Annotated in this window: 12 protein-coding genes; 4 read left to right on the top strand and 8 right to left on the bottom strand. The window is 67.5% G+C overall.

Going from position 1 to position 13,518, the window contains the following annotated elements; genetic code table 11:
* Nucleotides 1-63 precede the first annotated feature (63 nt).
* Nucleotides 64-477 carry a DUF1810 domain-containing protein gene (locus tag C725_RS05210; protein ID WP_008600655.1) on the top strand — a complete coding sequence of 138 codons (414 nt, stop codon included), beginning with the start codon at nucleotides 64-66 and terminating at the stop codon, nucleotides 475-477.
* A 90-nt stretch (nucleotides 478-567) separates the two neighbouring features.
* Here the strand turns inward: C725_RS05210 and C725_RS05205 are convergent, their stop codons facing one another.
* The 5 genes from C725_RS05205 to glmM all read right to left on the bottom strand — a co-directional run bounded on the left by C725_RS05205 (nucleotide 568) and on the right by glmM (nucleotide 7,009).
* Entirely contained in the window at nucleotides 568-2,826 is a 2,259-nt protein-coding gene (locus C725_RS05205) for a S9 family peptidase (protein ID WP_008600653.1), read from the bottom strand.
* A 69-nt stretch (nucleotides 2,827-2,895) separates the two neighbouring features.
* Nucleotides 2,896-3,978 carry a site-specific DNA-methyltransferase gene (locus tag C725_RS05200; RefSeq protein ID WP_008600652.1) on the bottom strand — a complete coding sequence of 361 codons (1,083 nt, stop codon included), beginning with the start codon at nucleotides 3,976-3,978 and terminating at the stop codon, nucleotides 2,896-2,898.
* 183 nt (nucleotides 3,979-4,161) lie between these two features.
* On the bottom strand, nucleotides 4,162-4,815 hold the full coding sequence (locus C725_RS05195; protein WP_008600650.1) for a ribonuclease HII: 654 nt from the start codon (nucleotides 4,813-4,815) through the stop codon (nucleotides 4,162-4,164).
* Nucleotides 4,816-4,826: 11 nt separating this feature from the next.
* Nucleotides 4,827-5,675 carry a bifunctional hydroxymethylpyrimidine kinase/phosphomethylpyrimidine kinase gene (gene thiD / locus C725_RS05190; protein WP_008600648.1) on the bottom strand — a complete coding sequence of 283 codons (849 nt, stop codon included), beginning with the start codon at nucleotides 5,673-5,675 and terminating at the stop codon, nucleotides 4,827-4,829.
* Nucleotides 5,672-7,009 (bottom strand): phosphoglucosamine mutase, encoded by a 1,338-nt coding sequence (gene glmM / locus C725_RS05185; protein ID WP_008600646.1) that lies wholly within the window; start codon nucleotides 7,007-7,009, stop codon nucleotides 5,672-5,674. The genes thiD and glmM overlap by 4 nt, the downstream gene beginning before the upstream one ends.
* A 111-nt stretch (nucleotides 7,010-7,120) precedes the next feature.
* On the opposite strand from glmM, the gene C725_RS05180 reads away from it, so the two are divergent.
* Entirely contained in the window at nucleotides 7,121-8,569 is a 1,449-nt protein-coding gene (locus tag C725_RS05180; RefSeq protein ID WP_008600645.1) for an alanine/glycine:cation symporter family protein, read from the top strand.
* Nucleotides 8,541-9,539, top strand: coding sequence for an aldo/keto reductase (locus tag C725_RS05175; RefSeq protein WP_008600643.1), 999 nt, complete (start codon nucleotides 8,541-8,543; stop codon nucleotides 9,537-9,539). Before C725_RS05180 ends, C725_RS05175 begins: the two co-directional genes overlap by 29 nt.
* A gap of 658 nt (nucleotides 9,540-10,197) precedes the next feature.
* On the opposite strand, the gene C725_RS05170 is transcribed toward C725_RS05175, so the two are convergent.
* The 3 genes from C725_RS05170 to C725_RS05160 form a co-directional block, all read right to left on the bottom strand.
* Nucleotides 10,198-10,986: an SDR family NAD(P)-dependent oxidoreductase gene (locus tag C725_RS05170; RefSeq protein ID WP_008600641.1), complete on the bottom strand. Its 789-nt coding sequence runs from the start codon at nucleotides 10,984-10,986 to the stop codon at nucleotides 10,198-10,200.
* Complete coding sequence (locus C725_RS05165; protein ID WP_008600639.1) at nucleotides 10,986-11,642, bottom strand: NnrU family protein; 657 nt, start codon at nucleotides 11,640-11,642, stop codon at nucleotides 10,986-10,988. Before C725_RS05165 ends, C725_RS05170 begins: the two co-directional genes overlap by 1 nt.
* Nucleotides 11,643-11,773: 131 nt before the next feature.
* Entirely contained in the window at nucleotides 11,774-12,427 is a 654-nt protein-coding gene (locus C725_RS05160) for a Tim44/TimA family putative adaptor protein (RefSeq protein ID WP_008600634.1), read from the bottom strand.
* A 252-nt stretch (nucleotides 12,428-12,679) separates the two neighbouring features.
* Here C725_RS05160 and secB point away from each other — a divergent pair, with 252 nt between their 5' ends.
* Complete coding sequence (gene secB / locus C725_RS05155; protein ID WP_038282057.1) at nucleotides 12,680-13,216, top strand: protein-export chaperone SecB; 537 nt, start codon at nucleotides 12,680-12,682, stop codon at nucleotides 13,214-13,216.
* Nucleotides 13,217-13,518: the final 302 nt, after the last annotated feature.

The following is a 13,518-nucleotide window of genomic DNA, read 5'->3' as shown; positions in this document are numbered from 1 at the left end:
GGTCAAGAAACTGCTGCTTCGTCCGCGCGTAGAGATGCTGACCATGTGTGGCGGGAGGTTTGCGTGCAAGATTATGACCTGGAGCGGTTCATCAAGGCGCAGGCCGGCGTCTATCCACAGGCGCTCGATGAACTCAGTGCGGGCCGCAAGCGCAGCCACTGGATGTGGTTCGTGTTTCCGCAGATCGCCGGACTGGGCCAGAGCGACATGGCGCGGCGCTACGCGCTGTCCGGAACGGCGGAGGCGGCTGCCTATCTGGCGCATCCCGTGCTGGGGGCGCGGCTGCGCGAATGCCTTGCCGCGCTGGAGGGGGTGGATGAGTCCGATGCGGGGCGGGTGTTCGGGCCAGTGGACGCGGCGAAACTGCGGTCGTCGCTGACGCTGTTCGAAGCGGCGGGCGGCGGCGCGGGGTTTTCGGACGCGCTGGAACGGTGGTTCGGCGGCGTGCGCGACCCCGCGACGCTGGAACGGCTTTGAGCGGCCGGGACCCATGACCCGTCTGGCGGCGCCTGCGAGGGCTCCGGCCGCTATGGCGTCGGTCCCGGCGTTCGCCGGGATAGCCACCCCCTATGGCTGTGCGGTCGGCGGGTTCTTCACCTCCCGGTTCAGGAAGCGGGTGATGGTGCGCCACAGGTGCACGTCGCGGCCCTCCCCCGACACGCGGTGGGTGGCGCCGGGATAGACCATCAGGTCGAAGGGGACGCCCGCCGACTGCAACGCGCCCATCAGCACGGTCGAGTTTTCGAAGACGACATTGTCGTCGGCCATGCCGTGAATCAGCAGCAGCGGGTCGGCGATCCTGTCGGCGTTCGCCAGCGCGCCGGCCGCTGGATAGACGGCGGGGTCCGCGTTGGGGTCGCCCAGATAGCGTTCGGTGTAATGCGTGTCGTACAGCGTCCAGTCGGTGACGGGCGCGCCGGAGACGCCGGCGGCATAGGCGCCGGGCGCCGCCTCCAGCAGCCGCAGCGTCATGTAGCCGCCATAGGACCAGCCATTGACGGCGATCCGGTCGGGGTCGACGAAATCCTGCGCCTTCAGCCAGGTGAGGCCGGCAAGCTGGTCCTCCACCTCGACCGTGCCCATGGCGCGGGCGATCTGATCCTCGAACGCCTTGCCGCGGTCGGGCGTGCCGCGGCCGTCGATGGAAAAGACGATCCAGCCATTGTCGACCAGCCATTGCTGCAGCGGCGCGGCGCTCGCCCAGTTGCGCTTTACCTGCCGCCCGGCGCCGGGGCCGCCATAGACCTGCACGAAGACGGGGTAGCGTTTGCCGGCCTGCCGTTTCGGCGAGAGCAGCTTGTACTGAAGCGCGCTGCCGTCCGCTGCTGCCAGCGTGCCGAATTCGGGCACCTCGTGACTGGGCAGATAGGGGGTGTAGGGCGCGCCCTTGCCCAGCGGGTTGGCCTCGATCCAGACGATGCGCGTCCCATCCTCGTCCGCTAGATAGGTTTGCGGCGGCTGGGTGGGGGCGGAGCGGGTGACGAGCATACGCCGGCCCGCATCGTCCATGCGGATCTCGTTGTCGTAGCCCGCCTCCGTCAGGCGCGCCGGCTCTCCGCCGGTCGGGGGAATGCTGTAGAGCTGGTCCTCCAGCGGTGTGTCCCTGTTGGCGGTGAAGAGGATGCGGTCCCCGGCTTCGTCCACCGCCTCGATCTCCGACACGCGCCATGGCCCGCGCGTCAGCTGCTGCCACGTGCCGTCGTGCCAGCGGTAGATATGCGAGAAGCCGTCCCGCTCCGACGTCCAGATCAGGTCGCCGCCCTCCAATATGTGGAGGTTGCTGTGGAGGTTCAGCCAGTTTTCCGCGGTCTCCGTGAACAGAACCTCGCTGGCGCCGGTTTCCGGGTCGACGCGCAGCATGTCGAGCGTCTTCTGGTCGCGCGACTGGCGCTGCACGTAGAGGGCGGAGGCGTCGGGCGCCCAGTCGACGCGGGCGAGATAGATGTCGTCATTGTCGCCCAGGTCGACCTCCACACGGTCGCCGCCGTCCGGGTCCATGACGAACAGGTCGACGACGGCGTTGGGCGTGCCGGCGGCGGGATAGCGCTGGTCGTAGACGCGCGTTCCCTCCGCGCCGATGGCGGTGCGGGTGACGATCTCCACCGGTGCCTCGTCGACGCGGGCGGCGGCAAGGCGGCTGTCGTCCGGCGCCCACCAATGGCCGGTGTCGCGGTCCATCTCCTCCTGCGCGACGAATTCGGCGACGCCCCAGCTGACCGTACCCTCGCCGTCCGCGACGACGCGGTCCGCGCCGCTGGCGAGGTCGATGGTGTGAAGGTCCTGGTCGATGACGTAGGAGACATAGCCGCCGTCCGCGGACACCTGCGCGTCGAGTTCGGTGCCGGGCGTGTCGGTCAGGCGCCTGACCTCGCCAGCGGCATCGCCGGCTGCGCGCGATTGGCCGCCCAGGCGGGCGAGGAACAGGTCGCCCGACACGGGCACGAGGACGGCATCGCCGGACGGTGCCCAGTCATAGGCGACGATGCCCTTCAGATTGCCGATGCGCGCCCGCTCGCGGCGCATGCGCTCCTCCTCGGACAGGGCATCGCCGGTGTCGAGCGCGGTGGAGTCGACCAGCATCGCCTCCTTTCCGGTTTCGGTGTCGACGGACCACAGGTCGAAGCGCTCCCGGTCCTCGGCGCGCGGTTTCAGCAGCGTGACGAAGCGGCCGTCGGGGGACAGCTTCACCTCTCGCGGCACAGGACCGGAGAGGTCGGGGCTGGCGAACAGGCGCTCGAGCGTGAGATCCTCGGCGGCGGCAGGGGCGCTGAACGAGGGGAGGGCGGCAGCCGTGCAGAGCGCAGCGGCGAGAAGGCGTGTCGTCATGAGAGCGGGATTACGGCGGAGACGCCGCCGAGGCAAACGCGCGCGTGTTCGCTGCGGGGCTGCCAGCCCCTAAGCGGACAGATGTTCGGTGCGGTAGCGTTCGCGCAGCATGTCGATGGGTTGCAGCTTTCCGGCGGTTTCGGTGTGCCAGAAGGTCCAGCCGTTGCAGCTGGGTGCGTTCTGCGCGCGGGCGCCGATCTTGTGGATGGAGCCCGCCTCCTTGCCGAGCGCGATGGAGCCGTCGGCGCGCACCTGCGCGCGCCAGCGCCGCTTCAGGTCCATCAGCGGCGTGCCGGGCGTGATCAGCCCGGTTTCGAGGAGCGCGCCGAAGGGCACGCGCGCCTCGGCCCGGCGGCCGCGGCTGATTTCGAGCGCGTCCATCTCCACCTGGCGGGAGGCGGCGATGCGGCGCTCCGCCACGGCGATATAGGCCTCTTCGCGCTCAATGCCGATGAAGCGCCGTCCCAGACGCTTTGCCACCGCCCCCGTCGTGCCGGAGCCAAGGAAGGGGTCCAGCACCATGTCGCCCGGTTCGGAACAGGCGAGGAGGACGCGGTAAAGCAGCTCCTCGGGCTTTTGTGTCGGGTGCGCCTTCCTGCCGTTCACCTTTTCCCGCTCCGCACCCGTGCAAAGCGGGATCGACCAGTCGGAGCGCATCTGCAGATCGTCGTTCAGCGCCTTCATGGCGTGATAGTTGAACTTGTAGCGTGCCTTTTCCGACTTCGCGCACCAGATCAGCGTCTCGTGCGCGTTGGTGAAGCGCGTGCCCTTGAAATTCGGCATCGGGTTCGTCTTGCGCCAGACGATGTCGTTCAGAATCCAGAAGCCGGCATCCTGCAGCGCGGCGCCGACGCGGAAGATGTTGTGATAGCTGCCGATGACCCACAGGCCGCCATCGTCCTTCAAAATCCGCCGCGCCTCCGTCAGCCAGGCGCGGGTGAACTGGTCGTAGGCGCCCAGGCTGTCGAACTTGTCCCAGGCATCGTCGACGGCGTCGACGGTGCTGCCCTCAGGCCGCAGGAGGTCGCCGCCGAGCTGAAGATTATAGGGCGGATCGGCGAAGATCAGGTCGACCGACTTTGCCGGCAACCCGGCCATCGTTTCGATACAGTCGCCCTGAATGATCGTCATATCCATGGGTGCCGACGCCATGCCCCGCCCTCTTCAATCGCTGCCAAGGCGCCGGAACCTGCGGGCGCGGGGGCTGCGGGTCAAGCGACGGAATGAACGGAGTCAAGGATTTAGCGCGATTCGCTGAGTCGAATTATCAGGCTTGATCACAAGACCTAGAGTCGGGCCGCGCGCGCCACACGCTAGACCTTGTGTGTGTGTCCGTCAGGACTCTATCGCTGCATTTCCTGCCATGGGCGGCGCGGGCGCGCGGCCTTCCAGGTCGAGCCAGCGCTGGGCCACGGGCGCGAAACTGCGGCGGTGATGGCGGGTCGGGCCCAGCTCGACGAGCGCGCGTTTATGGGCGGGGGTGGGGTAGCCCATATTGCTTGCCCAGCCGAAACCCGGACATTCGGCGTCCAGCTCCCCCATGATCCGGTCTCGCGTCACCTTTGCCACGATGGACGCCGCGGCGATGGACCGGCACCGGGCGTCGCCCGCGACGATCGCCTTCGACGGGCGCGACCAGTCGGGGCAGCGATTGCCGTCGACCAGCACGAACAAGGGATCGAAGCCGAGCGCCTCGACCGCCCGCGTCATCGCCAGCATGCGCGCCCAGAAGATGTTGAGCCGGTCGATCTCCTCGACACTGGCGATGCCGACGCCGACCCGGGCGCGCTCGTGCAGCCGGTCGTAGAGCTTTTCCCGCTGCGCCGGCGGCACGCGTTTGGAATCGTCGAGGCCGCGCGGGAAATTGTCGCGGTCGAGCACGACGGCGGCAGCGACGACCGGCCCGGCCAGCGGCGCGCAGCCAGCCTCATCCACCCCGGCAAGGGGGGCGGGAAAGGTGCGTTCGATCTTGAAACAGGGTCGGCCCACGGGACGCTGCTTTACCCCTGCAGCGCGGACAGGTCGACAGCCTCGTGCGCAAGCGGCGTCGAACCGCCGCCCAGGCCCGGCGCCGCAGCGATGGCCGCCCGAACGAACGCCCGCGCCCGCGCCGACGCGGCGGCGAGGGGCAGGCCGGCCGCAAGGCCCGCCGCGACGCCGCTGGCGAGCGTGCATCCAGTGCCATGAAATTCCCCGCCCGGCAGGCGCGGCGCGGCCCAGCGGCATAGGTCGGCGCCCGGCTGCACCAACAGATCGACGACCTCCGGCCCCGGCAGATGCCCGCCCTTTGCCAGCACCGCGATGCCATGGCGTTCGGACAGCGCGCGCGCCGCGGCGGCGACATCCTCCTCGCTGTCGGCGGCCATGCCGGTCAGCCGCGCCAGTTCAGGGGCGTTCGGCGTGACCACCGCCGCGCGGGGGAGGAGCGTGCCTGTCAGCGCAGCCAATGTCTCCTCCTGCATCAGCGCCGCGCCGCTCGTCGCGATCATGACGGGATCGACGATCAGGGGAAGGGCGGCGCCATGGCGGTCCGCGTAGGCGTCGAGCGCCGCCGCGAGCACCCTGATCTGCGCGGCCGATCCGATCATGCCGGTCTTCACCGCATCGGCGCCGATATCGTCCAGACAGGCGCGGATCTGATCCGCCACCATGTCCGCGGACATGGTTTCGACCGCCGTCACACCCAGCGTGTTCTGCGCCGTGAGAGCGGTGATCGCGGTCATCGCATAGCCGCCCAGCATGGTGACCGTCTTGATATCAGCCTGAATGCCGGCGCCGCCCGAACTGTCGGAGCCGGCGACGATCAGCACGCGCGCCGGCGGGGTGGGGGGTGCGGACGAAACGGTCACGCGGCCTGCTTCACGGCCTCGCAGATATTGTCGACGAGATTTTCGACGAGCGCGGGGTCCTCGCCCTCCGCCATGACACGGATCAGCGGTTCCGTGCCGCTTTTGCGGATCAGCACCCGGCCGCTATTGCCGAGGCGCGTTTCGGCATCGGCGATGGCCTGCTGTACGCGGCTCTCCTCAAGCGGCGCGGATCCGGGCGAATAGCGGACGTTCTTGAGGAGCTGGGGCAGCGGCTCGAACAGGTTCAGAACCTCGGATGCCGGCCTGCCGGATGCGACCAGGCACGCCAGCACCTGTAGTGCGGCGACCAGGCCGTCGCCGGTCGTGGCATAGTCGGTCAGGATCATGTGCCCCGACTGTTCGCCGCCGACATTGTACCCCTTCTGCCGCATGGCCTCGAGCACGTAGCGGTCGCCCACCTTCGTGCGCTCCAGCCTAAGATGCTGCGATTCCAGGAAGCGTTCCAGCCCCAGGTTCGACATCACCGTCGCAACGAGGCCGCCGCCGCGCAGCAGGTCCCGCTTCGCCCAGTCGGACGTCACCAGCGCCATCAGCTGGTCGCCGTCGACGATGCTGCCCTTCTCGTCCACGACGATCAGCCGGTCGGCATCGCCGTCGAGTGCGATGCCGATATCTGCGCCGATCGCGCGCACCTTTTGCTGCAGCGCGGCGGGGGCGGTGGACCCGACCTCGTCATTGATGTTGAAGCCGTTCGGATCGACGCCAAGTGTCGTCACGCTGGCGCCCAGTTCCCACAGGGCGGAGGGCGCCACATTATAGGCCGCGCCGTTCGCGCAATCGACGACGATGCTGAGGTCGTCGAGACGCAGATGGCTGGGAAAGCTCATCTTCGCATCGTGGATATAGCGGCCGCGCGCATCCTCGAACTTGCGGGACCGGCCGATGTCGCGCGGTTCGGCATAGGCGGGCGGTTCCTCCAGGAAACGCTCGATCTCCGCCTCGTCCTCATCGGACAGCTTGAAGCCATCGGGGCCGAACAGCTTGATGCCGTTGTCGTGATAGGGATTGTGGCTGGCGGAGATCATGACGCCGAGGTCCGCGCGCATGGAACGGGTCAGCATGGCGACGGCGGGAGTCGGCACCGGCCCCACCATGACGACGTCCATGCCGACGCTGGTGAAGCCCGCGATCAGCGCGGATTCCATCATATAGCCGGAAAGGCGCGTATCCTTGCCGACGACGACGCGGTGCTTGTGCGCGCCGCGCAGGAACTTGCGGCCCGCCGCCTGGCCCACCTTCATCGCCATTTCCGCCGTCATGGGCGCGGCATTCGTCAGTCCGCGAATGCCGTCCGTGCCGAAATATCTGCCCATCCATGCCCCCTTCAAACGCTTGTCCGTGCAATTCCCGGCACGGCCCGTTACGACTCAGGCCTTCGTTTAGGGCCGGGGGACGGGTTCCGGCAACAGAGAGAGGATTTTGGATTGGTCGAAACCCTGACGCGCTGGATCGGGGCGCTGAGCGCCGGCGTCTTTTCCAAGGTGACGCTGCTCGGCACCGAGATCGAGGTGATTGTCCTGTTCCTGGCCTTTGCAATGGTTTTCTTCACCTTCTGGCTGGGCGTGCCGCAGCTGCGGGGGATCCCCATCGGGCTGAAGCTGCTGGGCGGAAAGCATGACGATCCGACCGCCCCCGGCGCGGTCAGCCAGTTCCAGGCGCTGTCGACGGCGCTGTCCGGCACGATCGGGCTGGGCAATATCGCAGGTGTCGCCATCGCCATCGCCACGGGCGGTCCGGGCGCGGCGTTCTGGATGTTCGTCATCGGCTTCTTCGCCATGGCGCTGAAGGCGACGGAGGTGACGCTGGGCCTGAAATACCGCGAGATCACGTCCGAGGGCGAGGTTCGCGGCGGGCCGATGTACATGCTGAAAAACGGTCTGGCCGCGCGCGGCTGGCCGAAATCCGGCCGCCGGCTGGGCGTGTTCTACGCCATCTTCGCGCTGGGCGGGGCCATTCCGCTGATCCAGGTCAACCAGAGCTTCAGCCAGATCGCCGATGTTGGCGGGTTCGAGACGAACCCCACGACAGGGCTGATCTACGGCTTCGTCCTGACCATCATGATCGGCGTCGTCATCATCGGCGGCGTCAAGGCGATCGCGCGCGTCACCGGGCGGATCGTGCCCTTCATGTGCGCGCTCTACATCGGCGCGGTGCTGGTCATTCTGGTCGGCAATGCGGCGGAGGTTCCGGCGGCCTTTGCGACCATCGTCACCAGCGCCTTCAGCCAGGATGCATTGGCCGGCGGCATCGTCGGCACGTTCGTCGTCGGTATGCGCCGCGCGGTCTTCTCTTCCGAGGCGGGGGTCGGCACCGCGGTCATCGCGCACAGCGCGGCAAAGACCCACCACCCCGCGTCCGAGGGGATGGTGGCGCTCCTAGAGCCCATGCTGGACACGATGATCGTGTGCATGTCGACGGCGCTGATGATCGTCGTCACCGGCGTCTATACCGAGGGATACGAGGATATCGCCATGACCAGCGCCGCCTTCGCCAGCGTCGTGGACTGGTTCCCCTATATCCTGCTCGTGGCCGTCGTCCTGTTCGCCTATTCGACGCTGATCGCCTGGGGCTATTATTTCATGAGCGCCTGGGGCTATCTGTTCGGCCATGGACCGCGCCGGGACTGGGCCGCGAAGATCGTCTATTGCCTGATGATGCCGCTCGGCTCCATTCTGGCGGCGGATGCGGTGGTCGACCTGATCGACAGCCTGTTCTTCCTGATGGTGCTGCCGAACGTCATCGGCTGTTTCCTGCTGGCGCCGATCGTGCGGCGAGAGGTGAACGGGTTTTTGAAGGACGTGAAGGCCGGACGGATTTACGGCGAGGATATGGAGGATGTGGACGATGAAACGGCGATCCCTCGGCACGACTGACGTTTCGGCCATCGGCCTCGGCTGCATGGGCTTTGCCGGCGTTGGCGGCATGCGCGCCATGTATGGCGACGTCGATTTCGAGGAGGCGCGGCGCGTTCTGCACCGCGCGCTCGACATGGGCATCGACTTTCTCGACACCGCCGAGGTCTACGGTCCGTTTCTGAACGAGGAGTTCGTCGGCGAGACGATCAGGGACCGGCGCGAGGAGGCGTTCATCGCCACCAAGTTCGGCTTTCGCATCGAGGAGGGGAAGGTCAGCGGCCTCGACAGCCGGCCCGCGCATATTCAGGAGGTGTGCGAGGCCAGCCTGCGCCGGCTCGGCACCGACCGCATCGACCTGTTCTATCAGCACCGCGTCGATCCCGCCGTCCCCATCGAGGAGGTGATGGAGACGCTGGAGGTGTTGCGGCGAACGGGAAAAATCCGCTTCATCGGCTTGTCGGAGCCGGGGCCGGAGACGCTGGCGCGTGCGGCCAAGGCCGGCCGGGTGGATGCCGTGCAGTCGGAATATTCGCTATGGGAGCGCGGCGTGGAGGCGGACATCCTGCCCTTCTGCCGCGACAATGGCATCGCCTTCGTGCCCTATTCGCCGCTGGGGCGCGGTTTCCTGACCGGGGCGGTCAAACGGGCGGAGGATTATGAGGAGGGCGACTACCGCCGAAACGATCCCCGCTATCAGGGCGAGAACTTCGATGCCAATATGCGGCTGGTGGATGCCGTGAAGACCGTGGCCGCGCGGCACGAGGCCACGGCGGCGCAGGTGGCGCTGGCCTGGCTGCTGGCGCAGGCGGACAATATCATTCCCATACCCGGCACGAAGAAACGCTCCCGCCTGGAGGAGAATGCCGGCGCGGCCGACCTCGCCCTCAGCAAGGAGGATTTGCGCGCGCTGGATGCGGCGGCGCCGGTCGGCGGCACCGCTGGCGAGCGCTATTCCAACCCGGCCATGCTGAAGATGGTGCGGGGCTAGAGCCGGGGGGCGTCAGCCTTTTCGCCGCCCGGTCCTTGGCCACGCATCGTCGCCCCTGCGAAGGCAGGGGCCCAGAAGCGCGAGGCGCGAGAGCCTTGGCCTGCGCGCGCAAACTCCAGGCGATGGGCCCCTGCCTTCGCAGGGGCGACGGTGGTGCGTGCGGAATAGCTAGCAGCGTTCGGCGGGCTGAGTGTCGGTTCTCGGGTGGAGAGTGTGCGGCGGCACTCGCCTTCGCGGGCCGGTGGTGGTGTGCGGAGCGGTTAGCGGTGTTCGGCGGGCCGAGTGTCGGTTCGTGGGCTGAGAGTGTGCGGCGGCCCTGCCTTCGCAGGGCGACGATGAGGGGTGCGGAACGGACGGGGGCGTTCGGCGAGCTGAGTGTCGGTTCGCGGGTGGTGAGTGTGCGGCGGCACCCGCCTTCGCGGGCCGGCGTGGTGTCTGGAACGGCTGGCGGCGTTCGCGGGCTGAGTCATTCGAGAGCGGAGAGTGTGCGGGGGAGGCCTGCCTTCGTTTGGGGGCGACGGTGGAGGGGAGTGCTTCAAAGACGTTGAGGGCGTGGGGCGCAGGGCCGGCCTGCGCCTCAATGTTTCGGGTCCTCTGATGCGTGATCCCGCTACGCAGGGATGAGCCGCTCTGATCCCCTACCGCCCCTTCACCTCCGCTAGGCGCCCGTCCGCTCGGCCATACGGTCCATGGTGACGCCGGGCAGCAGGCGCGCCATGACGGCGTTGGCCTTTTCCTGGGGGCTGCCGACGGTGATTTCGCGCTGCCCCTTGCGCAGGGCGCCGAGAATCTGGCCCGCAGCCTCGCCGGGGGTGATGCCGTGATTGACGGGATCGTCATTGGGGCCGTAGCGCTGACCGGTGCCGTTCAGCGCGTTCGCGGCGATCTCCGTCTGCACGAAGCCGGGCGTGACCGTCAGCACCGTCAGCCCGCGGCGGGCATTCTCTGCGCGCAGCGCGTCGGAATAGCCCATCAGCGCATGTTTGGCGGCGCAGTAGCCGGTGCGCATCGGGACGCCGATCTTGCCGGCCAGGCTGGAGACCTGCACCAGCGTTCCCGCGCCCCTGTCCAGAAAATGCGGCAGCAGAAGCTGGGTGAGGCGCAGCGGCGCGAAGAAATCCACCTCCATCAAGCGGCGGTAGACCTCGAAATCCGTGTCGATCGCCAGCGAGCGCTGCGAGATCCCGGCATTGTTGACGAGAATGTCGACGCCGCCCCTCCAGCTCGTTGCGCGCTCAACGATATCGGGCAGGGCGTCATAATCCGTCGCCTCGAACGGCAGCAGCATCGTTTCACCCGGGCAGCCGGACGCGGCGTCCTGCAATGCATCTTCGCGGCGACCGGACAGGATGACATGCGCCCCCTCCCCGGAAAAGCTCGCGGCGAGCGCGCGGCCAATGCCGCTGGATGCGCCCGTGACCCAGACCGTCTTCTTCGAAAACTCCATCAGAACACCTCCCAAAGCCGTGTGGTCCGGCCGATCAACAGCGGATGCAGCCAGACGAGTGCCGCATAGAAGGCGGCCCCCAGAACGACCGGCAGAATGCCCGGCCAGGCCGGCCGCGGCCAATAGCTGGTTTTGCCAGCGTAGGCGGCCCACGCCTCGCCCAATTGGCGGCGCTTCCTGGCGTCCTGCCCGGCCGAACCGGCAAGCGCGAGAAACGCGATGCCGCCAGCGAAAACCAGCGTGTCGGCACGTCCGGCAAGCGCGATGTGAACCAAGGCCCACAGAGCGAAGCTCCACATCATGGGATGGCGCGTGATGCGCATGACGCCGCGCGGTTCGTCCATCCCCGCAAGCAGGCCGCCCGCGCCGACCAGCGCCGGATTCGGCGCGATCACGGAACCGACGAACAGGATGCTGGCGAGGATCATGAGCACATGGCCCGCCGCGACAGCCCAGGTCGACGCATACCAGAACTGCACGCCGTCGGCGGCCCAATAGGCGAACCCAGCCCAGGCGATGAGGGCGAGCGAGATGAGCGAATAGACGCCGAGAAATCCCTTCTCCCCCAGAGCCCCCACCATGGGGCCGCGCAGCGGATGGCTCATCAGGAAATGCGTGCCCACGAAGAGCGCCATGGCGGCGGTCAGTGAAACCATTCGCGTCCTCCCCCAAGGAACAGCCGGCGCGCTTTCCACAGCGGAACGTCCAGCCCGGAGAAGACTACGCCCGCTTTCCGGTCGGGGAAAGCGGGCGCGAATGTTAAATTTTGAACTGTAAGGGGGCGTCGTCAGCCGGCGCTGTCGGTCTCGATCAGCAGCCACGCCGGATCGTCGGAGCCGATATGCCGGCTGAACGTCCAGATGTCGTGCGTCTGCACCGCATCGCTTTCCGATCCGGCCACGACATTGCCGTCGCCGTCGCGCGTGACGGCGACGAGATCGGCGTCGAAGCGCACCGTCACCTCGGCCATCTGGCCGCGCAGGCCCGCCGACATGATTTCCGCCTTTTCGACACCCACCAGACTGTTCTCGTAGGTGAGGCCATCCGCTTCCCTCGCATCGATCGCGGCACCGAAATCCTCGGCAATGTCGTCGGAGACGAGCTCGCGCAGAGCCTCCCGGTCGCCCGACCAGAACGCCTCCAGCACCATGCGATAGGCCGCCGTCGCCCCTTCCAGAAATTCGGCGGGCGCGAAATTCTGGTCCGCCTCCGCAATCTGCTGCAGACCCCTGCGGGCGCTTTCATTGATATCGTCCGGAATGGCGACAGGAGCGCGGGCAGCCGGTTCGGCCCCGCGTGCAGCCACGGCGGCCGGGCGGGCGGCGCTGCGCGGAAGGGGCGGCGCCTGCGGCTCGCTCGATTCGTCATGACGGCCGAGCACGCTGATCAGCCTCAGGGCGATGAACCCTGCGAGCAAAGCGAGAACGACGATTTCGACCAAGACGAGCCTCCTTGCGGGGGAGTTTGAATGATAGCCGGCAAGTTCCCCGAGGAATGCCAACTCCTCGCGGCGCTTTCGGGTTCAACGAATACCCAACATAGGCGCTCGCTGCGCCCGCACAAGTCGGGGCGGCGGTGCCGTTTCCCTTCGCCGCAGCCGGGCGGCTGCCGCCCGCACCGCTTGCCATTGCCCCCAAGGCCCTGCTAGCGCCCGCGCCATATCTTTCCGAAACCAAAATTCGAGGTGGACATCATGGCCGACGAACAGCCGCAGCCCGGCGCCGATCAGGCCCCGATCGCGATCAATATCCTGGCGCAGTACACGAAGGATCTCAGCTTCGAGAATCCGCGTGCGCCGGGCTCCCTGCAGCAGGGGGCGGGCCAGCCGTCCATCGACCTGGGCATCAATGTCGGCGTCAATGAGCAGCCGCAGGACAATGTCTACGAGGTCGTCCTGAACCTGAATGCCAAGGGGACGACGGGTGAGGGCAAGGACGTCGCCTTTGTCGTGGAGCTGGCCTATGGCGGCCTGTTCCAGCTGCAGAACGTGCCGCAGGAACATCTGAACCTATTCCTGATCGTGGAGGCGCCGCGCCTGCTTTTCCCCTATGCCCGCCGCGTCTTCGCCGATGCCGTGCGCGACGGTGGCTTCCCGCCGCTGATGATCGACCCGATCGATTTCGGGCAGCTGTACATGCAGCAGCAGCAGCGCATGCAGCAGCAGCAGGGCGGCAACCAAGATGGCGGCGGCGAGGGCGGCGAGACGCCGAACATCATCCTGCCGAGCTGAGCCGACGCTCCTTCTTCTGGAGCAGGGCTATGAAGGGGTCGCGGCGTGGCTGCGGCCCCTTTTTCTTTGGGTTCCGGAATGGTTCGCACGGGGCGGACGGCGGATGGACCCCTGCCTTCGCAGGGGTGACGACATGCGAAGGGGAGATTTGGTGCCCGGGGTGTTTCGCCGGGTAGCGGTGGTGCGGATGGACCCCTGCCTTCGCAGGGGTGACGCCATATGAAGGGATATCCGTGGCCCGGGGTGTTTCGCCGGGGACCGGTGGTGCGGATGGACACCTGCCTTCGCAGGGATGACGACAT

The organism is Pacificimonas flava (assembly GCF_000342165.1).
Taxonomy (GTDB): Bacteria; Pseudomonadota; Alphaproteobacteria; order Sphingomonadales; family Sphingomonadaceae; genus Pacificimonas; species Pacificimonas flava.
The sequence above is the reverse complement of the archived record's forward strand: the minus strand, read 5'-3'. Positions and strand labels throughout refer to the sequence as shown.